The 25,334-nt window shown below is 47.1% G+C and carries 18 protein-coding genes; 13 read left to right on the top strand and 5 right to left on the bottom strand.

Features of this window, described 5'->3' with window-relative positions:
* Positions 1–12: 12 nt before the first annotated feature.
* A complete protein-coding gene (cysS, locus tag EYR25_RS12800) occupies positions 13–1,392 on the bottom strand; it encodes a cysteine--tRNA ligase (RefSeq protein ID WP_133180512.1) in 1,380 nt (459 codons plus the stop codon).
* Between the two features lie 140 nt (positions 1,393–1,532).
* On the opposite strand from cysS, the gene EYR25_RS12805 reads away from it, so the two are divergent.
* On the top strand, positions 1,533–2,024 hold the full coding sequence (locus EYR25_RS12805) for a peptidylprolyl isomerase (RefSeq protein WP_011623251.1): 492 nt from the start codon (positions 1,533–1,535) through the stop codon (positions 2,022–2,024).
* 9 nt (positions 2,025–2,033) lie between these two features.
* Positions 2,034–2,753 carry a UDP-2,3-diacylglucosamine diphosphatase gene (locus EYR25_RS12810; protein WP_133180514.1) on the top strand — a complete coding sequence of 240 codons (720 nt, stop codon included), beginning with the start codon at positions 2,034–2,036 and terminating at the stop codon, positions 2,751–2,753.
* Between the two features lie 136 nt (positions 2,754–2,889).
* Here the strand turns inward: EYR25_RS12810 and miaE are convergent, their stop codons facing one another.
* Positions 2,890–3,660, bottom strand: coding sequence for a tRNA isopentenyl-2-thiomethyl-A-37 hydroxylase MiaE (gene miaE, locus EYR25_RS12815; protein WP_039978362.1), 771 nt, complete (start codon positions 3,658–3,660; stop codon positions 2,890–2,892).
* 277 nt (positions 3,661–3,937) lie between these two features.
* Between miaE and EYR25_RS12820 the strand changes: the two genes are divergently transcribed.
* Complete coding sequence (locus tag EYR25_RS12820; protein WP_039978328.1) at positions 3,938–4,534, top strand: Yip1 family protein; 597 nt, start codon at positions 3,938–3,940, stop codon at positions 4,532–4,534.
* A gap of 207 nt (positions 4,535–4,741) precedes the next feature.
* Here the strand turns inward: EYR25_RS12820 and glnS are convergent, their stop codons facing one another.
* From glnS to EYR25_RS12835, 3 genes are all read right to left on the bottom strand, one after another.
* A complete protein-coding gene (glnS, locus tag EYR25_RS12825) occupies positions 4,742–6,412 on the bottom strand; it encodes a glutamine--tRNA ligase (protein ID WP_023267514.1) in 1,671 nt (556 codons plus the stop codon).
* Positions 6,413–6,595: 183 nt separating this feature from the next.
* Positions 6,596–8,890 carry a Fe(2+) transporter permease subunit FeoB gene (feoB, locus tag EYR25_RS12830; protein ID WP_023267513.1) on the bottom strand — a complete coding sequence of 765 codons (2,295 nt, stop codon included), beginning with the start codon at positions 8,888–8,890 and terminating at the stop codon, positions 6,596–6,598.
* The gene (locus EYR25_RS12835; protein ID WP_011623257.1) at positions 8,883–9,122 is read right to left on the bottom strand and encodes a FeoA family protein; all 240 of its coding nucleotides are present in this window, start codon (positions 9,120–9,122) and stop codon (positions 8,883–8,885) included. Before EYR25_RS12835 ends, feoB begins: the two co-directional genes overlap by 8 nt.
* 424 nt (positions 9,123–9,546) lie before the next feature.
* Here EYR25_RS12835 and EYR25_RS12840 point away from each other — a divergent pair, with 424 nt between their 5' ends.
* The 10 genes from EYR25_RS12840 (at position 9,547) to EYR25_RS12885 (ending at position 25,202) form a co-directional block, all read left to right on the top strand.
* Positions 9,547–10,512: a DmsE family decaheme c-type cytochrome gene (locus tag EYR25_RS12840; RefSeq protein WP_133180516.1), complete on the top strand. Its 966-nt coding sequence runs from the start codon at positions 9,547–9,549 to the stop codon at positions 10,510–10,512.
* A 13-nt stretch (positions 10,513–10,525) separates the two neighbouring features.
* Positions 10,526–12,664: an MtrB/PioB family decaheme-associated outer membrane protein gene (locus tag EYR25_RS12845; RefSeq protein ID WP_133180518.1), complete on the top strand. Its 2,139-nt coding sequence runs from the start codon at positions 10,526–10,528 to the stop codon at positions 12,662–12,664.
* 35 nt (positions 12,665–12,699) lie between these two features.
* Positions 12,700–14,619: an OmcA/MtrC family decaheme c-type cytochrome gene (locus EYR25_RS12850; protein WP_133180520.1), complete on the top strand. Its 1,920-nt coding sequence runs from the start codon at positions 12,700–12,702 to the stop codon at positions 14,617–14,619.
* A 246-nt stretch (positions 14,620–14,865) separates the two neighbouring features.
* Positions 14,866–17,040, top strand: a complete 2,175-nt coding sequence (locus EYR25_RS12855; RefSeq protein ID WP_133180522.1) for an OmcA/MtrC family decaheme c-type cytochrome — start codon at positions 14,866–14,868, stop codon at positions 17,038–17,040.
* Positions 17,041–17,371: 331 nt separating this feature from the next.
* Positions 17,372–19,324 (top strand): multiheme c-type cytochrome, encoded by a 1,953-nt coding sequence (locus tag EYR25_RS12860; RefSeq protein ID WP_133180524.1) that lies wholly within the window; start codon positions 17,372–17,374, stop codon positions 19,322–19,324.
* Between the two features lie 68 nt (positions 19,325–19,392).
* Positions 19,393–20,382, top strand: coding sequence for a DmsE family decaheme c-type cytochrome (locus EYR25_RS12865; protein WP_133180526.1), 990 nt, complete (start codon positions 19,393–19,395; stop codon positions 20,380–20,382).
* Positions 20,383–20,394: 12 nt separating this feature from the next.
* Positions 20,395–22,488 (top strand): MtrB/PioB family decaheme-associated outer membrane protein, encoded by a 2,094-nt coding sequence (locus EYR25_RS12870; protein ID WP_133180528.1) that lies wholly within the window; start codon positions 20,395–20,397, stop codon positions 22,486–22,488.
* Positions 22,489–22,707: 219 nt separating this feature from the next.
* The gene (locus EYR25_RS12875; protein WP_133180530.1) at positions 22,708–23,316 is read left to right on the top strand and encodes a hypothetical protein; all 609 of its coding nucleotides are present in this window, start codon (positions 22,708–22,710) and stop codon (positions 23,314–23,316) included.
* Positions 23,316–23,951 carry a uracil-DNA glycosylase family protein gene (locus EYR25_RS12880; protein WP_133180532.1) on the top strand — a complete coding sequence of 212 codons (636 nt, stop codon included), beginning with the start codon at positions 23,316–23,318 and terminating at the stop codon, positions 23,949–23,951. The genes EYR25_RS12875 and EYR25_RS12880 overlap by 1 nt, the downstream gene beginning before the upstream one ends.
* 18 nt (positions 23,952–23,969) lie before the next feature.
* Complete coding sequence (locus EYR25_RS12885) at positions 23,970–25,202, top strand: sugar diacid recognition domain-containing protein (RefSeq protein WP_133180534.1); 1,233 nt, start codon at positions 23,970–23,972, stop codon at positions 25,200–25,202.
* Positions 25,203–25,334 lie beyond the last annotated feature (132 nt).

Here is a 25,334-nt window from a genome sequence, read left to right on the forward strand (position 1 = left end):
TCTTACGCCGACCTATTTCTTACGCCAAGTGGTACCACTTGGACCATCTTCTAAAACCACGCCAAGCTCATTTAACCGATTACGCGCAACATCAGCAGCAGGCCAATCTTTCTCGGCGCGGGCACGATTACGCTCAACGATAAGCGCTTCAATCTCTGCCACTTCATCATCGCTCCCCTCCCCCTTAAAGAAGGCATCGGGCGCTTGGTGCAATAAGCCCAATACATCGGCCAGTTGCTTCATGGCAACGGCCATAGCTGACGCCTGCGCCATATCGGTGGTTTTCAAACGGTTGATCTCACGCACCATATCGAAAAGCACTGAGTAGGCTTCTGGCGTATTAAAGTCATCGTCCATGGCCGCTTTAAATTTAGCGATAAACTCTTCCGCAGGTGCCGCTGTAACAGTCAGGTCAACATCTTTAATCGCAGTGTATAAACGCTCTAAGGCGGCACGAGCCTGCTTGAGGTTTTCTTCTGAGTAGTTGATTTGACTACGATAGTGACCCGATAGCAGGAAGTAACGCACGGTTTCAGCGTCGTAATGGCCTAATACATCACGGATGGTGAAGAAGTTACCTAAAGACTTTGACATCTTCTCGCGGTCAACCATCACCATGCCAGTGTGCATCCAGTAATTCACGTATGGCGTATCATGGGCGCAGCAAGACTGAGCAATTTCGTTCTCATGGTGCGGGAATTGTAAATCTGAACCGCCACCGTGAATATCAAAATGCAGACCTAAATGCTTACTGTTCATTGCCGAACATTCGATATGCCAGCCTGGACGACCTGGTCCCCATGGCGATTCCCATGTTGGCTCGCCCGGTTTAGACATTTTCCATAGCACGAAATCCATTGGATTTTGCTTGTTATCGTCAACCTCAACCCGTGCCCCCGCCTGTAATTGCTCCAGGTTCTGACCTGATAGACGGCCATACTCAGGGAAAGAAGCCACACTGAACAGCACATCGCCATCAGCTGCCACATAGGCATGCCCGCGAGCGAGTAAACGCTCAACCATATCGATGATTTCGGCAATGTGCAGAGTGGCACGTGGCTCGAAATCGGGACGGATCATATTCAGCGCATCGAAATCCTTGTGCATTTCCCCAATCAAGCGATCGGTTAAAGTATTGCAATCTTCTTGATTTTCGTTGGCGCGTTTGATGATTTTGTCATCAATGTCGGTGATGTTACGTTGAAAATTCACTTCATAACCCGCGTAACGCAGGTAGCGAACGATCATATCGAAGGAAACAAAAGTACGCCCATGGCCAATATGACACAGATCGTATACGGTCACCCCGCATACATACATCCCAACTTTCCCGGGAGTAATTGGCTTAAATTCCTGTTTTTGACGGGTAATACTGTTGTAAATCTTCAACATCGGCATTCTCTTCAATGATAGATTCGAGTGTAAAATCAAGGGGTCAGTCTACCACGCTGACAAGGGTTTTGAATACTGCACTTTGCGTGCAATCCGAGATAAGTTAGAATCGCGCCACTATTTACAGAGAGTATGAAAACATGATCACATTACACACTAATTTTGGCGACATTAAACTGCAACTGAACGCCGAAAAAGCACCGCTGACTGTGGCAAACTTTATGAAATATGTTGACGAAGGTTTCTTCGACGGCACCATTTTCCACCGTGTAATTGACGGCTTTATGATCCAAGGCGGTGGCTTTACCGCTGAAATGAGCCAAAAACGTTGCCATGAGCCAGTGAAAAACGAAGCCAACAACGGTTTATCAAACCGTACTGGTACTATCGCGATGGCGCGTACTTCAGATCCACACTCAGCGACGGCTCAGTTCTTCATCAACGTCAACGATAACACTTTCCTCGATTTCAAATCTGAAAGCATGCAAGGTTGGGGTTACTGCGTATTTGGTGAAGTGGTTGAAGGCATGGACATCGTTGAAAAAATCAAAGCTGTCAGCACTGGTAACCGTGGCATGCACCAAGATGTGCCATTAGAAGCGGTTGTGATTGAAAAAGTCAGTGCGGCCTAATCCCCTAGGATGCGAACCTTATTTATTGGCGATCTGCACTTAAGTGCCGATCGCCTCGATATCACCCAAGCCTTTAATCGTTTCCTCGATACTGAACTTGATGATGCCGATGCTCTCTATATTCTGGGGGATCTATTCGAGGTATGGGTCGGCGATGATTTAGCCGCGCCCTTTGCCCTCGAATTAGCATGCAAGCTCAAGCAAGTCTCCCAAAAATTGCCCATCTACTTTATTCACGGTAATCGCGACTTTATGTTAGGCAAACAATTTGCTGATGCTGCAGGCATGCAAATGTTGCCCGAAGTCACTTGCTTAGATCTCTATGGTGTTAATACAGTTATCTTGCACGGCGATAGCCTATGCACCTTAGATAAAGCCTACCAACGCTTTCGCAAATTACGCAGTTTTGCCTTCGCCCGTTGGCTTTATAGCTGTTTGCCGAAGAAAAAACGTCAAGCGATTGCCAATAAGATCCGCAGCAATAGTCAGAGCAGCAATCAACAAAAAAGCTATGTCATCATGGATGTGGAGCCGTGTGCGGTAGATGCGTTATTTACCCAAACCCACTGTAAACAGATGATCCATGGTCATACCCACAGACCCGCCATCCACGACTTAACTAATGACTGTAAACGAATTGTGGTCGGTGATTGGTACGAGCAAGGCAGTGTGTTGGTGGTCAGCGCCGACGGAGTGGAGTTAAAAAGCCTGCCTTTCGGCGCTAGCTAAGAAACGATTGATAGTAACGGTAATCAACAAATCATTTAGGCGCCAACATCAAAAACGTTATCGCCTCTAACTCCTAACGCCTCTAGCAAACACTTGATAGAGGCCGTTATTGGCTCTCCTCAACGAGGTTTGGATATTAGGCAACTAAAGGCTGACCACTGTGGAAATGGAACTCATCATCGGGCGCCATAATCAATTCAGCTTCCCTCTCGCCAAAATAAGCCACCCGTTCAGTAATATTTTCAGTCGAAACCAACTGCGCCAGCTTAAGATAATCCTCAAAATGACGCGCCTCAGAGCGCAGCAAGGACACATAAAACTTACTTAACTCTGGATCCAAGTAAGGCGCTAATTTGGCAAAACGCTCACAGGAGCGCGCCTCAATATACGCCCCTACAATCAACTTATCCCGCAGAATATCCTTCTCATGGGTGGTCACGTGGCTCATCATGCCCTTTGCGTAACGTCCCGCACGAATATTGCGATACGGAATGTGCCGTGCGTGCATTAACTCTAGCACTTGCTCAAAATGATGAAACTCTTCTTTTATCAAACGAATCAATGGCGGAATAAGATCCTGAGCAAAGGTAAAATGTTGATTCGGTTGTAGATTGGCAACCAGCTCGTTCTTTTTGACATCGCGAGCCAAAAACAGCTCGATATCGCGATCTTTGTGATAAACAAATTCCTCATAGGGTTTTGCCCACGCCAATAGCGATTGCCCGCTGTCTTTATCCAAGGCGTATCGCCTCAATAAGAACATCGCTGTCTGCGCTGCTTTTAGCTCACAATTACAATGGTCGATTAAGAGTTCATCTAACGAGGCAGAGGCTCTTGCTATATCAATCCAAGTTTGCGGCGTCTCACAACGAAGAAACGCATGAACAGGTGCCAGTAATTGCTGCATGGGATCACTCAAAATCATAAAAAATATCGTCATATTTTACGCGTAATTATCGACAAGCTATAGCGTTACCAGGCAGTAAACTTGACGAGTTGAACTTTTTGTTCAATAAATAATCTACACTTTAAGAACTGAGATCCTGATCACGGCACATCTCAATTCAAAGAGTAGGCAATCGGGAGTTAAAGGGATTGGAGAGCATTAACCCTGATTGCAGAGCTGTTATCAGCTCGTCTGACGTTTGGCGAGCCATCATCAATGCTGAACAAGGATAATTATAATGATACTGAATCACTTAATGGGGTTATACACTCATCCAAAACAAGAGTGGCACGCAATTGAGAAGAATCATGAGGCACTCAAAAGTAGCTTAAGTCACGTTATTCTCATTGCACTTATTCCGGCAGTTTGTAGCTTTATCGCCACCGCATATATTGGTTGGAATCCGGGTTCGGGTGATCCGATTTATCTCACACCACAAAGCGCCATGTTTATGTCTGTGGGAATGTACTTTGGTCTGATTGCGGGCGTCTTTGCCCTCGCCTATTTAGCCTACTGGATGGCAAAAACCTTCGATGCTCAACCTACTTTCACCCAGGCATTAGAACTCGCATCCTACACTGCAACACCGCTGTTTATGGTCGGTCTGGCGGCGCTCTACCCAGTACTCTGGTTTATTATGATTGTAGGGTTGATTGGCTTAGCCTACTCGGTTTATCTGCTGTACGCAGGTGTGCCCATCATTATGAATATCCCTGAAGAGAAAGGCTTTATTTACGCCAGCTCTATGGTCACTGCGGGTTTAGTGCTCTTGGTCGGTTTAATGGCCACCAGCGTTATCCTCTGGAGTATTGGCTTTGGTCCTATGTACCAATAAGGTATCAGTAGACGTTTAGTCGACATGTAAGGGATGGCTTAAAAGAAGCGATAACAGCTGATAAAAATGGTGAAATCTAAAAGATGTAAAAAGCAAAGGCCCTTAGGTTTTATATCACTAAGGGCCTTTTTATTCGTGAATGCCGTTCGTAACTAGCAGCGACAGCAATGCATCATTGCGGCAGCGATTATTGCAGCGAACGACTTGCTATTCAAACGAGTCACGCAGTGCAACTGTTAGGTTAAAAACTAAATGCTCGGCTGATGAATCTTTATTGTCAGCACAGAAATAACCTTCACGTTCAAACTGGTATGCTTTTTCCGCTGGCGCATTAGCAAGGCTGGCTTCAACTAAACCATTCACCACTTCAAGTGAGTTAGGGTTAAGTACTTCATCTACTGTCTCTGCTGCTGCAGGATTTGGATCCGTGAACAAGCGTTGGTATAAACGGAATTCAGCAGGTTTAGCTGTAGTCGCTTCAACCCAATGGATTACGCCTTTTACCTTGCGACCATCAGCAGGGTTTTTACCCAAGGTATCCGCATCGTAGCTACAGTAAACCGTGGTGATATTGCCTTCGCTGTCTTTGTCACAACGTTCAGCCTTAATCACATAAGCGTTACGCAGGCGCACTTCTTTGCCCATCACCAAACGTTTGTACTGCTTATTGGCTTCTTCTCTGAAATCCGCCACATCAATATACAGTTCGCGGCCAAAGGCAAGTTCGCGTGTGCCCATGCTTTCATCACTTGGGTGAGAAGCCGCTTGAATCGTCTCGATTTGACCTTCTGGGTAGTTCTCAATCACGACTTTTAATGGGCGCAGTACAGCCATCGCACGTGGCGCATGCTCATTAAGCTCTTCACGGATACAAGCATCAAGCATTGCTGCTTCAATCATGTTTTCTTGCTTAGTGATACCAATACGTTGGCAAAACTCGCGGATAGACGCTGGTGTATAACCACGACGGCGCAGGCCAGCAATTGTTGGCATACGTGGGTCATCCCATCCAGAAACTAATTTACGCGTCACTAAGTCATTTAATTTACGCTTAGACATCAGCGTATATTCAAGATTTAAGCGAGAAAATTCGTACTGACGAGTACGGTTCGGCGCTTGAAAATCATCTAAATTGTCAAGAACCCAATCGTATAGACGACGGTTGTCTTGGAACTCAAGCGTACATAACGAGTGAGTAATGTGCTCCAGCGCATCCGAAATACAATGAGTAAAGTCGTACATCGGGTAAATGCACCACTTGTCACCTGTTTGATGATGGTGAGCAAAACGAATACGGTAAATCACCGGATCTCGCATACACATGAAAGGCGATGCCATGTCGATTTTGGCACGCAGCGCACACTCGCCCTCTTTGAATTCACCCTTACGCATTTTTTCAAATAATTGCAGGTTTTCTTCAACTGAAGTGTCACGGTACGGGCTGTTTTTACCCGGCTCTTTTAAGGTGCCACGGTATTCGCGGGTTTCATCAGCATTGAGGAAACACACATAGGCTAAGCCTTTGTTGATTAACTCAACCGCGTATTGGTGTAATTGGTCGAAATAGTTAGAGGAATAACGAACCTCACCATCCCACTGGAATCCCAACCAACGCACATCCGCCTGAATAGAATTCACATAATCGATGTCTTCTTTTTCAGGATTGGTATCATCAAAACGTAAATTACAAAGGCCCTGGTAATCGCGCGCGATGCCGAAGTTCAAACAGATAGACTTAGCGTGACCTATATGTAAATAACCATTTGGCTCAGGAGGAAAACGCGTCTGCACGCTAGTGTGCTTACCGCTTTTCAGATCCTCATCAATGATATTACGGATAAAGTTACTCGGACGTACTTCAGTGTCCACATGACTCATGGAATTCCTCTTTGCGAACAATGGCAATTTTAACAAAACCCGCATGATCCTACAGATCTCGGCCAGTTACAATGCCCAGTATAAAAAACTATGGTTTATGGCATGGATAGTAAAACAATAAAAGCAGCCATGAAAGCTGCTTTTATCTTTGTCATTACTAAGCTGACATTTATTACTCAGCGGTTACTCGGTAATGATCCTAACACCTGGAATGATCTGTTGGGTTCTACGGCCCTTACGTTTGAGCCACAGATAGAACACCACAAGTGCCAGGAGGAAGAAACCAATCCACAGACTCGATTGCAGGGGATGCGCACTAAAGGTCGCCGCTTGGTAAGCAATGGTTGCACTGCCGTAGGCCAGTGAGAATGTCCAAGTGGCAGCAAAGGTTGCCCAGCGAGTACCAAACTCATTCACTAAGGCGCCCATCGCGGCGACACAGGGAGTATAGAGTAAGATAAACAGCAGATAAGCAAACGCCGCGACCTTAGTGGTAAAGCCTGACTGTAAGGCACTAAAGGTTGATGTTGCAACACCTTGCGCCTCTGCGGCAACATCGGTACTAGAGACATCACCCACAGATAACTTAAGTGGATCTTCCAAATCTAAACCGAATAAGTTAGCAGGAATCGTCGCCAACGCTTCGCTGAAACTATCAGCCAATGGAGTTAATTCACCATCGTCATGGGCGGCATTGGTATACAAGCTGTTGAGTGTACCAACGACCGCTTCTTTAGCGAAAATCCCCGTGATAATACCGACTGTCGCAGGCCAGTTATCTTGTTCAATCCCCATTGGAGCAAAGATAGGGGTGACTTTTTGGCTCGCCACACTTAAGAGTGACGCTTGGCTATCTTCATGGCCAAAAGTGCCATCAACCCCAATCGCATTGATAAAGTTCAGCAGTGTGACTACTAGTACGATAGTTTTACCCGCACCTAAGATAAAGCTCTTAGTCCGCTTACCAGTACGCACCATCACAGCTTTAAATTTTGGCAACTCATAGCTTGGTAGCTCCATCACCACCGCACTGCTAGTGCCGGGTAATAAGGTGCTGCGCAGTAATAATCCAGTGCCAATCGCCGCAAAAATCCCAATCACATACAGTAAAAACACTAGGTTTTGACCAGAATCAGGGAAGAAGGCCGCCGCAAATAGCGCATACACAGGTAAACGCGCACCGCAGGACATAAAGGGCGCCATCATACCAGTCACGATACGCTCACGCTCACTGCCTAAGGTACGAGTTGCCATAATGGCTGGCACCGAACACCCAAAGCCCACAATCATAGGCACGAAGGCTTTACCCGGTAAGCCAATACGGCGCATTAAGCCATCCACCACGAAGGCGGCGCGGGCCATATAGCCTGAGCTTTCAAGAATGGATAAACCGAGGAATAGCGCTGCGATAACCGGAATAAAGGTAGAAACGGTTTGAATACCTTGACCGACACCACCTGCGAGAATCGTTACAAGCCATGCTGGGGCGCCGATATTGCCAAGGAATGCGCCAAAATGGTCAACCAGCAATGCCCCCACAAACACATCGAAGAAATCGATAAACGCACTACCAATGTTGATGCTGAACATAAACATCAGATACATGACAAATAAAAACACCGGAATGCCAAGTACAGGATGTAAAACTAATTTATCGAGTTTATCGCTCAGTGTTAGGAAGCCATCTGCTTTCACTGAACCTTGGAATACACGCTCGACAAAGTTAAAACGTGTCGTGGCGACCAGTACTTCGATGTCATGTCCTTGCTGCGCGATTTGCTGGGTGCAAGTATTCACTTCATCCTGAAGTTCAGCATTTTTACAACTGCCACAACCAGAACCATTACCTAACATCGCCAAGGCGCGGCCACGGCTTAAGTTGGGATCTTTGCTGCAAAGGAGTTGCACGCCCGCTTCAATTTGCTCATCGTAATCGAGTATTAAAGGCGCTTCTGATACGCGGCCTTGGAGTAAGTCCAATACCTGCGCTTGCACTTTGGCCACATCGGCAGGGTCGCGAGAACACACGCCAATCACAGGGCAACCTAACTCTTGGCTCATTTTCTTTAAATCGACACGGATCCCACGCTTGATGGCCGCATCGATTTTATTCAATACCACCACCATAGGGATCGATAGCTCGCGAAGCTGTGCCGTCAAATAGAGGTGACGCTCGATATTGGTCGCATCAACTAAGTTAATGATGCCATCGACACGTTGTTCGGCGAGGTATTGCTGAGCGATCTGCTCATCGAGGGAACAATCACAACTGTTACCCGCGGGGAGTAAATCGTAAATACCGGGTAAGTCAGTTAAGTAAACGTCGGCGCCATTAAGAGTAAAATGACCGGTTTTTTTCTCAACGGTCACACCAGACCAGTTGCCAACTTGTTGATTCGCGCCTGTAAGCGCGTTAAAGAGTGTTGATTTTCCCGCGTTTGGGTTACCAACAGTGACGCAATGAAACTGCTTAGTCATTCGCCTTTTCCACCTCTATGATGTCTGCCAGATCTCTGCGCATACAAAGCTTACTGCCCCGAATATCTAACTCTAAACCAGAGCCCATTGGCGCTCTGCGGATCAACGAAAATCGTGTATTAGGGGTGATGCCCATGGATAATAATTTACGCTTCACTGTCTGCGGCAGATCTAATCGCCCGATTTCAGAAATAATGCCACGGTCACCGGGACTGAGTTCGCTTAACTTCATTACCTATTTCACCTTGTAACAGCTTCAGCTTGAAAAACTGCGCCCATTGTATCTGAGCGATGGCTCTAATAACTTTACCTAGATCAAGCTTTATGACTGGTAACGATAATAGTTTTCAATTGTGTTGGGTATTATGTGACAAAAATCTCAATGAATAAACGCCTGACAAAAAATAAAAATACTCACTAACTTTCTCTCGAGGTTGTGATGTAAATCTTATCCAACAAGCTATCAACAAATGCACCGCCAAAACAAAATGTGACGTTAATCACATTTATTGTTTATCTCTGCAAAATCATCGCTCTTTACTGTCAATCACCTTAAGAAGGTTAAGCAGTTGTCACTTAATTGTTCTAATATTAATCAGCTAAATTAGCGATGTCGAAAGCTTGAAAAATAACAAATAAAACGCACTCGGGAATAGATGAACATGGATATTGGGTTAAAGTTCAAAAGCATAACTCAGGTTATGCTTGCTGTGATGTTATCGATACTCAGCCTTTCAACGTTAGCGACACCTTGGGATGACAAGCCGCCCGAGGAGGTCGTCGCAACTTTGGACAAAAAATTTGCCGAAGGTAAGTACTCGGCTAAAGGGGCTGACACTTGCCTGATGTGCCATAAGAAAAGTGCCACTGTAATGGCAATTTTTGATGGCGTGCATGGTAATCCCAATATCAATGATTCCCCCATGGCCGACTTACAGTGTGAGGCTTGCCACGGTCCACTCGGTAATCATAACAAGGGCGGCAAAGAGCCGATGATCACCTTCGGCCAGCATTCCCCCGTCCCCGCGCAAAAACAAAACAGTGTCTGCATGAGTTGCCATAACGACGACCAACGCATCGCGTGGAAAGGTAACCACCATGACAATGCCGATATCCCCTGCAGTAGCTGTCACCAAGTACACGTAGCAAAAGACCCTATCAGCGACAAAGCCAACGAAGTGGCAATTTGTACCCAATGCCACACTCAACAAAAAGCGGATATGCACAAACGCTCATCCCATCCACTGCAATGGCAACAAATGGTCTGTAGCGATTGCCACAATCCCCATGGCAGTTTAAATGATGCCAGTCTGAAACAAATGAGCGTCAACGAAAACTGTTACAGCTGCCACGCTGAAAAACGCGGTCCTAAATTGTGGGAACATGCGCCAGTCACCGACAATTGCGCGAACTGCCATAACCCCCACGGCAGCGTCAACGAATCCATGCTCATTAGCAAACCGCCACAGTTATGCCAACAGTGCCACGCCTCCGATGGCCACAGCAGTAATGCTTACTTTGGTAATCAAACCAACGCCTTCACCTCGGGTAATTCCTGTATGAATTGCCATGGACAAGTGCATGGTTCAAACCATCCATCCGGCAAGTTGCTCCAGAGATAACAAGGGAATGATCATGCAAATAATGAACATATCGACTCCTAAAGCTTGTTTCTCACTCACATTAGTGGCTTGGGCGATTAGTGGCGTACTCAACACGGCCCATGCTGAAGGATATGAAATCCAAAAAGCGAATCGCAGTGGCGTAAAAAGTGAGGCTTGGAGCTGTAAGCAATGCCAGACCAAAACAGGGCGCCAAGGCAACGTCAGCGCCACGCTCGCCTACAATGACGGTGAAGACAGCCGTTTTGGTAATCGGACTGGCACGGATAAGGATGGCTTGGTCGGTGCCGTGGGCGCCGATATGCAATACCAAGCTGAGAGTGGTTACCAAACCCGGCTAGAGGCCGATAAACTGGGATTTGATACGGGTTCAGCCAAGCTCACCACAGGCCAACCCGGGCACTATCAAATCCAATTGGGTTATAAAGGGCTCGCAAATTACCAATACAATCAGCTAAAGAGCCCTTATCTCACCGATAACGATAAGATGCTCTTACCTGATAATTGGGTTGAGGGAGCAACGACCCAATCCATGCCGTTGCTGCAATCGAGTTTAATCGAGCAGGACTTAAGCATTACGCGGGATAGATTCAACCTCGGCGGTTACTATGCAGGCCATATCTCATCGAGCAGCCGCTACAAAGCCTCGGTAAACTACCAGCATGAAAACCGCAGCGGCGCGAAAAAGACCAGTGCAAATATTCTCACTAACAGTGTGATGTTGGCGCAGCCAATCGATGACAGCACAGATGAAATCGATGCCAGAGTCTATTTTGGCGGCGCTGGCTGGCAAGCGGGCATAAACAGCCAGATAAGCCAATACAAGAATGACCATCAGGCGCTGCTATGGCAATCGGCCTATACGCCCACATTTGGTGCGGCCTACTTTGGCCAAAATGCCGTCAACCCAGATAACAAGGCCTATCGGATCGCGGCCGAGGCCAGTGGTGGCCAAAATGGCCATAACATCCTAATGCACGCGGGTATCAGCAAAATGTCACAGGATGAGGCTTTTCTTCCTGCGACCATTAATGGCCCCTCCCCTGTACTGCCAACCGATAATTTAGATGCCCAAGTGGACATCCTAGATATGGTGCTTAAGTATTCAGGCCGCATCACACAGGATTTGAGTGTTCAAGCCAGTTATAACTATCAAGACAGGGAAAACAAGACAGCCCAACTAGATTTCCCACAGGTCGTGACCGACAGCTTTCATCAAGGCACAGAACAAAATCGCCTCTACGATAAACGCAGCAAACAATTCGACCTTAAAGGTAAATACCGCCTAACCCCGTCATCCTATGCTGAAGCAGGATATAGTCGTGATGAAATTATCTATTCTGAACTAGACAGGCAATCCGTTGACGAATCGGGGCTGTTTGCCAAACTTAGCTACCGTTATTCACCTGCTTGGTCAGCTTGGTTAAAGGGGGAAGCATTAGACCGCAATGGCAGTGAATACGATCCAGTGACCAGCACCCAAAGTCCAAGCAACCCTTGGCTGCGTAAATCCTACCTCGCGGACAGGAAACGTCAAAAAGTCACCCTACACACAGATTATCAAAGTGATATCGGCTTATCTGTGGGAGCGAGTTTACACAGCATCGACGATGACTATGACCACACCTTGGTCGGGCTCACCCAAGTCTCTTACCTTGGCTATGACGTTTCAGCACAGTATCTGATTAGCGATAATTTGAGTGTCAACGCCTACCTCAACCAAGACTGGCGCGATTCCGATCAGGCTGGAAGCAATCGTTTCTCAACCCCAGATTGGTACAGCACATCTGAAGAGAGATCGACCCTGATTGGCGCGGGTATCACCTATCAAAACCTGTTGGATAATCGGTTAGATCTGGGCTTGGACTACAGCTACTCCGACGGCCAAAGCGACACCGAAGTCACCTACGGTATCAACAGTCCCTACGGTGACTATTACAGTCGCAAGCACAATATTAACGCCTACGCCAAATATAAGCTGGCCGACAGTATGTCGTTACGCTTCGATTGGTTGTTCGAGAAATATCAAGATGCAAACTGGCAAAACCAAAACACCACTTGGGACACAGTCCCCAATGTGCTCAGTTTTGGCGACATCAGCCACGACTACAATGCTCATTACTTAGGTTTGACCTTAAGCTACCAAATGTAACTTAAGCACTGACAGCGTATTCCAAGGATAGAAATATGAACAAGTTTGCAAGATTTAGCACACAATTCAGTCTGTTACTGGCCTTAACCACCCTGCTTACCGCCTGTGGTGGCGGTGACGGTAACGATGGCTCACCCGGTGAGCCAGGTAAACCACCCGCAATGACGATTACTAGCCTAAACATCATGGTCGATAAAGTCGCCGTGACCGACGGCATCGCCCAAGTCGATTATCAGGTGAGCAACCAAGATGATGAAGCCGTAGTCGGTATTCCCTCGGCCACCTTCATTGCAGCGCAATTACTGCCTCAGGGTGCGACAGGTGCGGGTAATAGCAGTGAGTGGCAACATTTTACCTCTGAAACGTGCGCCGCTTCTTGCCCTGGCACGTTTGTCGACCATAAAAACGGCCATTACAGTTATCGTTTTAGTACCGCATTTAATGGCATGAATGGTGTGACATTCCTTAACGATGCCACCCAGCGAGTCGTCATCAAACTGGGCGGCGATGCACTAGCCGATGGCACGGCGCTCCCCATTACCAATCAACACTACGATTGGCAAACCTCGGGTAATACCCTAGCCTACACCCGTAACTTAGTTACCATTGAAACCTGTAATAGCTGCCACAGTAATTTGGCGTTCCATGGTGGACGCTACAACCAAGTTGAAACCTGCGTAACTTGCCATAACAGTAAAAAAGTCAGCAATCCTGCGGATATTTTCCCGCAAATGATCCACAGCAAACACTTAACGGGATTCCCTCAATCCATCAGTAATTGCCAGACTTGCCACGTCGATAATCCTGATTTAGCCGAGCGTCAAAACTGGCATAGGGTGCCCACTATGGAAGCTTGTGGAGCCTGCCATACCCAAATCAATTTCCCTGCGGGCCAAGGCCACCCTGCGCAAGCAGATAATAGCAATTGTGTTGCCTGCCATAATGCCGATTGGACCGCCAGCGTACACGGCAATGAAGATCAAATGGCCGCGTTAGCCCAGTTTAGCCCAAGCATCAGTAGTGCGAGCATGGATGCCAATGGCACAGTGACCGTTGCCGTGACGCTAAGCAATCCATCAACTGGTACTGTATACAGTGAGAGCGCAGATAAGCTCAAATTTATCAGCGACCTAAGGGTCTATGCTAACTGGGGAACCAGTTTCGATTACAGTACCCGCTCCGCGCGCTCAATTCGTCTGCCTGAGTCCACGCCAGTCTCTGGCAACAACGGCACTTACACTTATACTATTTCGGGTCTCACTATTCCGGCGGGAACTGAGGCCGACCACGGCGGCTTAGCAATTCAAGGTCGAGTTTGCGCCAAAGATAAAGTACTCGTGGATTGCAGCACTGAACTTGCCGAAGTTTTGGTTATCAAGGCAAGCCACAGTTACTTCGATATGTCAGCCTTAAGTGCCACTGGCAGACGCGAAGTCATTAGCAATGCCAACTGCGCTAGCTGCCACGGCGATCAACAACTGAATATTCATGGCGCACGTAACGATTTAGCGGGCCAATGCCAACTTTGCCACAACCCGAATATGCAGGCCGACGCCACGGCGGCAAATCCCTCCATTACCTCCTTTGACTTTAAACAGTTAATCCATGGGATCCATACCAGCCAATTTGCCGGTTTTGAGGACCTCAACTACCCAGGCAAAATCGGTAATTGTGCTCAATGCCATATCAAAGATGCAGCGGGAGTTTCAACGGTTGCCCTGCCCTTAAACTCTGCCGTTCAACCACTTGCGCTAAACAACGGCACCTTCACGAGTCCCATTGCCGCGGTGTGCAGTAACTGTCACTCAAGTGATACCACCCACAACCATATGATGCAGCAAGGTGCAGTATTTGCGGGAACAAAAGCCGACGCCACCGCAGGCACAGAAACCTGTGCTTTCTGCCACGGACAAGGCGCTGTTGCCGACGTATTAAAAGTCCACCCTATTAATTAACCCTATGATGCAGGCCGAAAAGGCCTGCTACTGCAAATATAAAAGGAACTCATACTATGCAGTCATCTACCCCTAAAGAAATAGTCAGATCTCAATCACATTACCCGCTTAAAGTGACTGATAAATACCAATGACTTAGTTAGCCTTACAGGTGGGATCTAATTCCACACATTAAATACGGCTAATGAGATTTATTCCTATTTGAGACGTGTTTAATGATGATTAAAACTATTGCAGGGAAATATCATGATGAAACGGTTCAATTTCAATACCGCAACAAAAGCGATGTTGGGTGCCGGTTTACTTTCACTTCTTCTCACTGGCTGTGGTGGCAGTGACGGTAAAGACGGTGAAGACGGTAAACCAGGCGTTGTTGGTGTTAATATTAACTCGACCTCAACATTAAAAGCTAAATTCACAAATGCAACTGTTGACGCAGGCAAGGTCACCGTTGATTTTACATTGGAAAATGCCAATGGTGTGGCTGTACTCGGCTTAACAAAAGATCACGATTTACGCTTTGGTATTGCTCAGCTCACCCATGTGACTGAAGCAGCGGACGATCCAGCGAAAACTGCAGATCGTGGCTATCAATGGCAAGCTTACATCAATGCTAAAAAAGAGCCTGGTACAATTCCATCAGGTGTTGATAATCTCAATCCATCGACCCAGTACCAAGCCAACGTTGAAACAGCCAGTAAATGCGACACTTGCTTGGTTGACCACGGTGACGGTAGTTACAGTTACACCTATCAAACCAACATTGCTAATGTCACTGAGCCATTAACCGTTACTTATAGCGCTGACGCGACTCAACGCGCCACAATGGAGCTTGAGCTGCCACAACTTGCTGCGAATGCGCATTTTGATTGGCAACCTTCGACAGGTAAAACAGAAGGCATCCAAACTCGCAATGTAGTTTCTATCAAAGCCTGTTACACCTGCCACCAACCAGAAAGCTTAGAGCTTCATGGTGGTCGTCGTATCGATATTGAAAACTGTGCCTCTTGCCATACTGCAACATCTGGCGACCCAGAGTCAGGCAATAGCATTGAATTCACTTATATGATCCATGCTATCCACAAAGGTGGCGAACGTCATACCTACGATGAAACAGGCGCAGAAGTACCTGCTCCTTATAAGATTGTCGGTTACGGTGGTAAAGTGATCGACTACGGCAAAGTAGGCTTCCCATTGAAACCTGCCGCGGACTGTTCTGCATGTCACGTTGAAGGTGCGGGTGCTCCAGCCAATGCAGACCTATTCAAAGCTGACTTAAGCAATCAAGCTTGTATTGGTTGCCATACTGAAAAACCATCTGCTCACCATAGCAGTACAGACTGTACCTCTTGCCACAATGCAACAGAGCCTTATGGCGGTACTGGCAGTGCAGCCAAACGTCATGGTGATGTACTGAAAGCCTATTCTGATACTCAAGCTATGGGCATTAAGTTTAGCAATGTGGGTGTGAATGACACCGGTAAGATTACCTTTGATGTTCAAGTCGTTGATAAAGATGGCAACGCTATCGATAAAGCACTTGTAAACCAAAGCTCACGCGTTGTTGTGGCATGGGATTCTGATAAAGATTACCCAAGCTATGCTGACGCCTCTTACAGCAACCGTCGTATCGCACTGAGCGAAGGCACTTACAACGAAGCGACCAAAACCTATACGTTAACTGGCACTAAGTTCAACCTGCCAGCGGATGCTAACGGTAAAACCTTTGAACTCTGGTCTACATTAGAAGTGTGTTTCAACAGCGGTGGTTACGGTGTTGCCGAAATCGTTCCAACCGATTGTAGTTTGCCGAACGTGCGCAAAGTGCCCGTGAAAGAAGCACCTTACCACTTCGTTTGGAAAGACAATGGTGTGGATAGCGCAGCAAAAGCTAAAACACGTCGTGAAATCATTGACCCAACTAAGTGTCAAGGCTGTCACAATCAGGAAATCCACCACTATGACAACGGCGTAAACTGCCAAACTTGTCATACATCGGATAAAACTCTGAAGACAGATGCGGCCTATCCAGGCGGCAAGATTCCAACCAGCTTTGCTTGGAAAGCGCACGAACGTGAAGGCCATTACCTCAAGTATGCGGGCGTTCAATCAGGTACTGTACTCAAGACCGATTGTTCAACCTGTCACACTGATAAAGGTATCACTCTTGGACGTGCTCCTGAGCGTGTATGGCGCTATGGCGACATCACCAACGGTGGGGCTGATATTTGGGTATCTTCAGATGCAGGTGCATGTTTAAGCTGTCACCAGAAGTATCTGTCTGATGCGGCTAAGTCTCACATTGAAGCCAACGGCGGTATCTTAAATGGTACCAGTGCTGCGGATGTTCAAACCCGTGCATCTGAAAGCTGTGCAACTTGCCATACTCCAACTCAGTTACGCGAAGCACACGGTAACTAAATAAACCGCCTCTTTAGCGATTAAAGAGACTGGACAAAAAGAGAGAGGTAACCCCTCTCTCTTTTTATTTTCCACCTCACAATCCGCCGTTTTTTTGATCTAAATTTATTTTTCCCCTGTGGTTTAACTACCTCTTTAGAAATAGAAAGATCCAAGTCACACATTAGCAAAGGCCTTGAAGATTTTAGAGGCATGTTAGGTTAGCCTTTCCTTGGGGAATTCTATTTCCAGCATCCACTTAGGTTGCCTTCGAGACCAAAGTACAGACAAAGAATCTGTCAGGCGCAGGAGATAAGCACTTAAGTAATGCCAAACCTATGCAGGGAAAAAAATGATGAACGCACAAAAATCAAAATTCGCACTGCTGCTAGCAGCAAGTGCCGTCACTATGGCCTTAACTGGCTGTGGTGGAAGCGATGGTAATGATGGTAAACCCGGTGAGCCAGGTGGCGAGCCAGCTCCCGCTATTCAAAAACTCAATTTTACCTTTAACAAATCTGTTGTGACTAACGGTGTCCCAAGTGTGGAATTCACCGTGACTAACGAAGATGATTTGCCTGTGGTGGGCCTGCAAAAAATGCGCTTTGCTGCTGCTCAGCTGATTCCTCAAGGTGCAACAGGTGCTGGTAATGCCTCTCAATGGCAATACTTTGGTGATGAAACCTGCGATGTGGCATCAACTTGTCCTGGTACCTTCGTGGACATGAAGAACGGCCACTACAGCTACACCTTCAAGATGAATCTCACTGCCAACGCTAAGATCACCTATAACGACCAACTGGCTCAACGTGTTCTGATCCGCGCTTACAACACGCCATTACCAGACGGCACACAAGTCCCTAACAGCAACGCTTATGTTGATTTTACCGCTGACACTGGTGCAACACCGGGTTACAGCCGTAAAGTCGTCGCCACAGAAAGCTGTAATGCTTGTCACCAAGACTTAGCCAATGTGAAACACGGCGGCGCTTACTCAGATGTTAACTACTGCGCGACTTGCCATACATCAGGTAAAGTGGGAGTAGGTAAAGAATTTAACGTGTTAGTCCACGCTAAACATAAAGACCTCACCTTAGGTTCGTTAGAAAGCTGCCAAAGCTGTCACGTTGAAACCGAAGCCGCACCTGATTGGGGCAACTGGTCACGTATCCCAACTGCCGCCACCTGTGGTAGCTGCCATACAGCCGTTGATTTTGCCGCAGGCAAGGGCCACTCTCAGCAGTTAGATAACTCTAACTGTATCGCTTGCCACAACAGCAATTGGACTGCCGAGTTACATACAGGTAAAACCGCTGAGAAGAAAGCGGTTATGGCTCAGTTAGGTATGTCTGCCACACTCGCGGGTCAAGAAGACAATACTGCGGTATTAACCGTATCTATCTTAGATAAAGACGGTAATGCCATCGATGCAGCCAGCGTACAAGATAAGATCAAACGTTTAGAAACGATCACTAACGTCGGTCCTAACTTCCCGATCATGGGCTACAACAAGAGCCCAGGTAGCGGTGCTGCTAAGGTAGCCAAAGACCTCGTTAAAGATGGTGCACTGCAAGATGGTGTGACCTTAGTTGACGGTAAACTGGTATTCACCACCCCTGCACTGCCATTTGGAGCGGGTGATACTGACACCGCCTTTACCTTTATCGGTCTGGAAATGTGTAACACTGGTACCACGCTGACGGCTTGTACTGCAGATAGCACAACCACCAGCATGAAAGCTGACTTAGTCTTCGGTACTAAATCAGGCAATGCACCCAGCATGCGCCATGTGAACTCAGTGAACTTCAGCACTTGTCAAAACTGTCACAGTGATACTTTCGAGCTACACAAAGGTCACCACTCAGGCTTTGTGATGACTGAACAAGTTTCACATGCTAAAGACGCAAGCGGTAAGCCAATTGTCGGTGTGGATGCCTGTGTGGCCTGTCATACCCCAGATGGTACCTATGCAAGCGGTGCAAACAAAGGTGGTTTCGAAATGAAACTGCACGTGGTTCACGGTGAGCAAGGCGTTATCAAAGAATGTACTCAGTGCCACAACGACTTCAACTTAGACGCATTCAAAGTGAAGGGTGCACTGGCCACTTCTGCTGGTAAATACACCACGCCAATCACAGCAACTTGTACTTCATGCCACGCGCCAGAATCAATTGGCCACGGCTTAGAAAATATGGGCGCGATTGTGAACGGTGATTATGTTCAAGCCAACCAAGCGGCACAGTCAGAAACCTGTTTCTACTGCCATACCCCAACAGTTGCAGATCACACTCAAGTGAAAATGTAATTTGCCCAAGCAGGGGGAGTTCGCTCCCCCTTTCTTGAATTTTGTTGGGACAAATTGGGAAGCCTATTATGAAGAACAACCACAAAATGAAAAACCTGCTGCCGGCATTGATGATGTCTGCGGTCATGGCATTTGCCATCGCACCGAGCGCTCACGCCTCCAAGTGGGATGAAAAAATGACGCCTGAGCAAGTCGAAGCGACCTTAGATAAGAAGTTTGCCGAAGGCAACTACTCACCCAAAGGCGCCGACTCTTGCTTGATGTGCCATAAAAAATCCGAAAAAGTCATGGACCTTTTCAAAGGTGTCCACGGCGCCATTGACTCCACTAAGAGCCCAATGGCTGGCCTACAATGTGAGGCTTGCCACGGACCAATGGGTCAACACAACAAGGGCGGCAACGAGCCGATGATCACTTTTGGTAAGCAATCGACCTTAAGTGCCGACAAGCAAAACAGCGTATGTATGAGCTGTCACCAAGACGATAAGCGTATGTCTTGGAATGGCGGTCACCATGACAACGCCGATGTTGCTTGTGCCTCGTGCCACCAAGTACACGTCGCGAAAGACCCAGTGTTATCTAAAAACACTGAGATGGACGTCTGTACAAGCTGCCACACTAAGCAAAAAGCGGATATGAACAAACGCTCAAGTCACCCACTCAAATGGGCACAAATGACCTGTAGCGACTGTCACAATCCCCATGGGAGCATGACAGATTCCGACTTGAACAAGCCAAGCATTAACGAAACCTGTTATGCCTGTCACGCCGAGAAACGCGGCCCAAAACTCTGGGAGCATGCACCCGTCACTGAGAGTTGTGTTACTTGCCACAATCCTCACGGTAGTGTGAATGATGCCATGCTGAAAACCCGTGCGCCGCAGTTATGTCAGCAATGTCACGCTAGCGATGGCCACGCCAGCAACGCCTACTTAGGTAACACTGGTTTAGGTTCAAATGTCGGTGACAACGCCTTTACGGGTGGAAGAAGCTGCTTAAATTGCCATAGTCAGGTTCATGGTTCTAACCATCCATCTGGCAAGCTATTACAGCGCTAAGGAGACGAGAAGATGAAATTCAAACTCAATTTGATCACTCTAGCGTTATTAGCCAACACAGGTTTCGCCGTCGCTGCCGATGGTTATGGCCTCGCCAATGCCAATACTGACAAAGTGAAACTCTCAGCATGGAGCTGTAAAGGCTGCGTGGTTGAAACTGGCACATCTGGCACTGTGGGTGTTGGTGTAGGTTATAACAGCGAAGAGGATATTCGCTCAGCCAATGCCTTTGGGACATCCAATGAAGTAGCTGGCAAATTTGATGCCGATTTACGCTTTAAAGGTGAAAAGGGTTACCGTGCCAATGTTGAAGCTTATCAACTCGGTATGGATGGCGGTCGTTTGGATGTGAATGCTGGCAAACAAGGTCAGTACAACGTCAATGTTAACTATCGCCAAATTGCCACCTACGACAGCAATAGTGCCCTCTCGCCCTATTCTGGTATCGGCGGCAATAACCTGACCTTGCCCGATAACTGGGTCACCGCAGGTTCGAGCAGCCAAATGCCACTGTTGATGGACAGCCTGAACAGCCTTGAGTTATCACTGAAACGTGAGCGCACAGGCTTAGGGTTCGAATATCAAGGCGAATCCCTGTGGAGCACCTATGTTAACTACATGCGTGAAGAAAAAACCGGCTTAAAACAAGCCTCTGGTAGCTTCTTCAACCAATCTATGATGTTGGCAGAACCCGTGGATTACACCACTGACACCATAGAAGCAGGCGTGAAACTCAAGGGTGATCGTTGGTTCACTGCGCTCAGTTACAATGGTTCGATTTTCAAAAATGAATACAACCAGCTGAACTTTGACAGTGCCTTCAACCCCACCTTTGGTGCCCAAACCCAAGGTACGATGGCACTCGATCCCGATAATCAGGCACACACAGTGTCGCTGATGGGTCAGTATAACGACGGCAGTAACTCACTGTCTGGCCGTATTTTAACCGGACAAATGAGCCAAGATCAGGCATTGGTGACGGATAACTACCGTTATGCAAATCAGCTTAATACTGATGCTGTTGATGCCAAAGTCGACCTACTGGGTATGAACCTAAAAGTCGTTAGCAAAGTCAGCAAAGACCTTCGCTTAACAGGTAGTTACGATTATTACGATCGTGACAATAATACCCAAGTGGAAGAATGGACTCAGATCAGCATCAATAATGTCAACGGTAAGGTGGCTTATAACACCCCTTACGATAATCGTACGCAACGCTTTAAAGTTGCTGCTGATTATCGCATTACCCGCGATATTAAACTCGATGGTGGTTATGACTTCAAACGCGACCAACGTGATTATCAAGACCGTGAAACCACGGATGAAAATACCGTTTGGGCCCGTTTACGTGTCAACAGCTTCGATACCTGGGACATGTGGGTAAAAGGCAGTTACGGTAACCGTGACGGCTCACAATACCAAGCGTCTGAATGGACCTCTTCTGAAACCAACAGCCTATTACGTAAGTACAATCTGGCTGACCGTGACAGAACCCAAGTCGAAGCGCGGATCACCCATACGCCGCTCGAAAGCCTGACTATCGATGTCGGTGCCCGTTATGCGCTGGATGATTATACCGATACTGTGATTGGCTTAACTGAGTCAAAAGACACCAGTTATGATGCCAATATCAGCTATATGATCACCGCTGACTTACTGGCAACCGCCTTCTACAACTATCAAACCATTGAGTCTGAACAAGCGGGTAGCAGCAATTACAGCACCCCAACCTGGACTGGCTTTATTGAAGACAAGGTCGATGTGGTCGGTGCAGGTATTAGCTACAACAATCTGCTGGAGAACAAGTTACGCCTAGGACTGGACTACACCTATTCCAACTCCGACAGCAACACTCAAGTCAGACAAGGTATCACTGGCGACTATGGTGATTATTTTGCCAAAGTGCACAACATTAACTTATACGCTCAATATCAAGCCACCGAGAAACTCGCGCTGCGCTTCGATTACAAAATTGAGAACTATAAGGACAATGACGCCGCCAACGATATCGCCGTTGATGGCATTTGGAACGTCGTAGGTTTTGGTACTAATAGCCATGACTACACCGCACAAATGCTGATGCTGAGCATGAGTTACAAGCTCTAATCTGCGTTTATTGATAGTCAAAAGCCCGCACTGCGGGCTTTTTTATTGCCAACAAAAACTTACCGCGCTTTGAATGCAAGTTCTGGCTATTCCAAAAGCAAAAATCTTGAATAAGATCAGACTCTGGAGCAAAACTCGCACTCAAAATAAGGTATTCCTTGAGTTCACAAGCACTTTAGCGGATGTTAATTCAGCCCGTTAATTTTCAGTGGATATTTGATGTCGTTCTTCACTTCTTGGCGTTTATCGCCTCTGCCTGCCTTTGTCGGCTTAAGTTTGCTCTCTACCCCTGCCTTAGCATTTGATTCAAGCGGTGGCTCGGCAAGCTTATTTATCATCGTAGGTCTTGGCGGATTTACCTTGCTCAATAGCTTAATGCAAGGGTTGTTCTTTTTTGCAGGTCAGTATCGTAATCCCATCTTTGCTAAACGCCACGTGCTGAGCGCACTCATAGTACCTCTACTCGCCTTTGCCTTAACTCTTTATGATCACCGCTCTTGGAGCGACTTTGCCCTCAATCTCGGCATGATCATTGTGGGAGTAGGATTGATTTTATTGCCGCTGCAGTTGCGTCAACTTAACCAGCCCAGTAACCAACATGCTAACTGGTTACTGAATCTTGGCGCCATACTCGTGTTAGGTATCAGTTATCTAGTGCCGCCCTGCGCACTATTTGCGATGATTCTTGCGCATATTGCTATAGCCTCACGCCCCAACACAGAAGCCCAAAAACTCATCGCCAAAACATTGAGTTATCTTATATTAGCTGCGTCCTATGCGCTTTTTGGCTACTGGCTCTTTCATTTATTAAGCAAATTTGGGGCTTGATGATGACAGACACTTCACGCCCAGCTATCGAGCCAAATTGCTCCACAGAGCTAAGTGAACTGCTCCAGCAAATCCGTGCTTGCCAACAGTGTCAGGCCGAGTTGCCCTTGCCGCCTAAACCTATCTTGCAAGCCAGTAGCCAAGCACGGATCTTAATCGCTGGCCAAGCCCCCGGCGTAAAAACTCACCATAAGGGCATTCCCTTCGACGATGCTAGCGGTGAGCGGCTTAGGGCGTGGCTAAATGTCAGTCGGGAGCAATTTTATGACCCAGCGCGGTTTGCCATAGTGCCGATGGGATTTTGCTTTCCGGGAACCATTGAGCGCAACGGTAAAAAGCAGGGCGATAAACCGCCCCGCCCCGAGTGCGCTGCAACCTGGCATGAAAAGTTACTCGCCTTGATGCCACAGATAGAGTTAGTGCTCGTCCTTGGCCAATATGCGATTGAATACCATCTACACTCAAAAATGACTGTCACCCAAGCGTGTGAACAATGGCAGCATTATTGGCCCAATGTGATCGTGTTACCCCACCCTAGCCCTAGAAATAACCTTTGGCTAAAACAACATCCCGAATTTGAACGAGTACTTATTCCTAAGATAAGATCACGTATCGCGGCATTATTAAATTCTTAATTGAAATAGGCACAGACCATGTATCTGCTCGATTCTGCCATCGCCAAGCAAATTGTAAGTCGTACGATGAAAATCATCGGACACAATATCAATGTGATGAATGGTCAAGGGGTGATTTTAGGATCAGGCGATCCCAAACGAATGGGTTCAGTCCACGAAGGCGCATTGTTAGCCATAGCACAAAATCGTAATGTAGAACTGAGCGAAGAAGTCGCCTCTGGTTTACATGGCGTCAAACCCGGCATTAATTTACCCTTGCATTATCAAGGACAAATCATTGGGGTGATTGGGATTACAGGCGATCCGGCCGAGTTAACCCACTACGGTGAGCTGCTAAAAATGACCGCTGAGATGATTGTCGAGCAAGCTAATTTGCAGGATAAGTTGCAGTGGGAAAACCGCCAGCGTGAGGAATTTATTCTGCAGTTGATTAAGGCACAAACCGATGATGATGAGCAATTGCACCGCTGGTCCAGGCAGCTCGATATTGATATCAATCTGCCGCGAGTGGCCGCCATTATTGAGGTCAGCGAAAAGCAATCCACGCCAACCCAGCACAAATCTGATGCCTTTTCTCCATTAGTCCAGAGCGGGCAAAGCACAGACGAGCATAATCCCAGAGTCAGCGAAACGCTCAAGCAAGTGCTGCATTTACTGCAAAACCCCGACAGAGGCAACTTGATTGCCATGACCTCCATGTCGCAATTGGTGATCTTAAAACCCGCCTTTCTGGATGGAAAACAATGGGATCCCGAGCTTGAAAATCAACGTATCGATAAACTGCTACAACGTTTGCCCGCGCAAATGGATTTAAGTTTTAAAATCGCCCTTGGGCATTTTTTTCCTGAGAAAGGCGGTATTGCGCGCTCCTACCAAACCGCCCAAGAAACCTTGAGCATCGGCAAGCAACTTAACCCCGAAGGGACTAAATACCTGTTTGAAGATTACTCGTTACAAGTACTACTGTCGGGACTCAAGCATGATTGGCGTGGCCAAGCACTCACAAATGCCTATCAGCAATTAGCCAAGGCCGATAAAAACGGCCAGCTACGTAAAACCTTAGCCGCCTATATCACCCACTTTGGCGATGTGCAGCAATGTGCAGATGCACTATTTATTCATCGAAATACCTTGCGATATCGATTAGATAAAATTCAGCAACTCACTAACACCGATATCCATTCCCTGCATGGGCTATTAAGTCTTTATCTTGGGCAGTTGATAGATACCTCCAATTATCAGTTGGAGTAATAATCGTCGCGGGATAGCCCAATCAGAATTTGCGCCTAAGCCTTTCAGCCTCATAGCAATATTGCGCAATATTAATGAAAGATTTTTCCGCTTTGTCCTTTCCTATACCTAAAGGTGTCACCCATACGGTTA

It is taken from the genome of Shewanella decolorationis (genome assembly GCF_004354305.1).
Lineage (GTDB): Bacteria > Pseudomonadota > Gammaproteobacteria > Enterobacterales > Shewanellaceae > Shewanella > Shewanella decolorationis.

Coding starts and splice junctions, on each gene's coding strand:
- cysS (WP_133180512.1), bottom strand. CDS start 1,392: ATGTTGAAGATTTACAACAGTATTACCCGTCAAAAACAGGAATTTAAG.
- EYR25_RS12805 (WP_011623251.1), top strand. CDS start 1,533: ATGATCACATTACACACTAATTTTGGCGACATTAAACTGCAACTGAAC.
- EYR25_RS12810 (WP_133180514.1), top strand. CDS start 2,034: ATGCGAACCTTATTTATTGGCGATCTGCACTTAAGTGCCGATCGCCTC.
- miaE (WP_039978362.1), bottom strand. CDS start 3,660: ATGCAGCAATTACTGGCACCTGTTCATGCGTTTCTTCGTTGTGAGACG.
- EYR25_RS12820 (WP_039978328.1), top strand. CDS start 3,938: ATGATACTGAATCACTTAATGGGGTTATACACTCATCCAAAACAAGAG.
- glnS (WP_023267514.1), bottom strand. CDS start 6,412: ATGAGTCATGTGGACACTGAAGTACGTCCGAGTAACTTTATCCGTAAT.
- feoB (WP_023267513.1), bottom strand. CDS start 8,890: ATGACTAAGCAGTTTCATTGCGTCACTGTTGGTAACCCAAACGCGGGA.
- EYR25_RS12835 (WP_011623257.1), bottom strand. CDS start 9,122: ATGAAGTTAAGCGAACTCAGTCCCGGTGACCGTGGCATTATTTCTGAA.
- EYR25_RS12840 (WP_133180516.1), top strand. CDS start 9,547: ATGAACATGGATATTGGGTTAAAGTTCAAAAGCATAACTCAGGTTATG.
- EYR25_RS12845 (WP_133180518.1), top strand. CDS start 10,526: ATGCAAATAATGAACATATCGACTCCTAAAGCTTGTTTCTCACTCACA.
- EYR25_RS12850 (WP_133180520.1), top strand. CDS start 12,700: ATGAACAAGTTTGCAAGATTTAGCACACAATTCAGTCTGTTACTGGCC.
- EYR25_RS12855 (WP_133180522.1), top strand. CDS start 14,866: ATGATGAAACGGTTCAATTTCAATACCGCAACAAAAGCGATGTTGGGT.
- EYR25_RS12860 (WP_133180524.1), top strand. CDS start 17,372: ATGATGAACGCACAAAAATCAAAATTCGCACTGCTGCTAGCAGCAAGT.
- EYR25_RS12865 (WP_133180526.1), top strand. CDS start 19,393: ATGAAGAACAACCACAAAATGAAAAACCTGCTGCCGGCATTGATGATG.
- EYR25_RS12870 (WP_133180528.1), top strand. CDS start 20,395: ATGAAATTCAAACTCAATTTGATCACTCTAGCGTTATTAGCCAACACA.
- EYR25_RS12875 (WP_133180530.1), top strand. CDS start 22,708: ATGTCGTTCTTCACTTCTTGGCGTTTATCGCCTCTGCCTGCCTTTGTC.
- EYR25_RS12880 (WP_133180532.1), top strand. CDS start 23,316: ATGATGACAGACACTTCACGCCCAGCTATCGAGCCAAATTGCTCCACA.
- EYR25_RS12885 (WP_133180534.1), top strand. CDS start 23,970: ATGTATCTGCTCGATTCTGCCATCGCCAAGCAAATTGTAAGTCGTACG.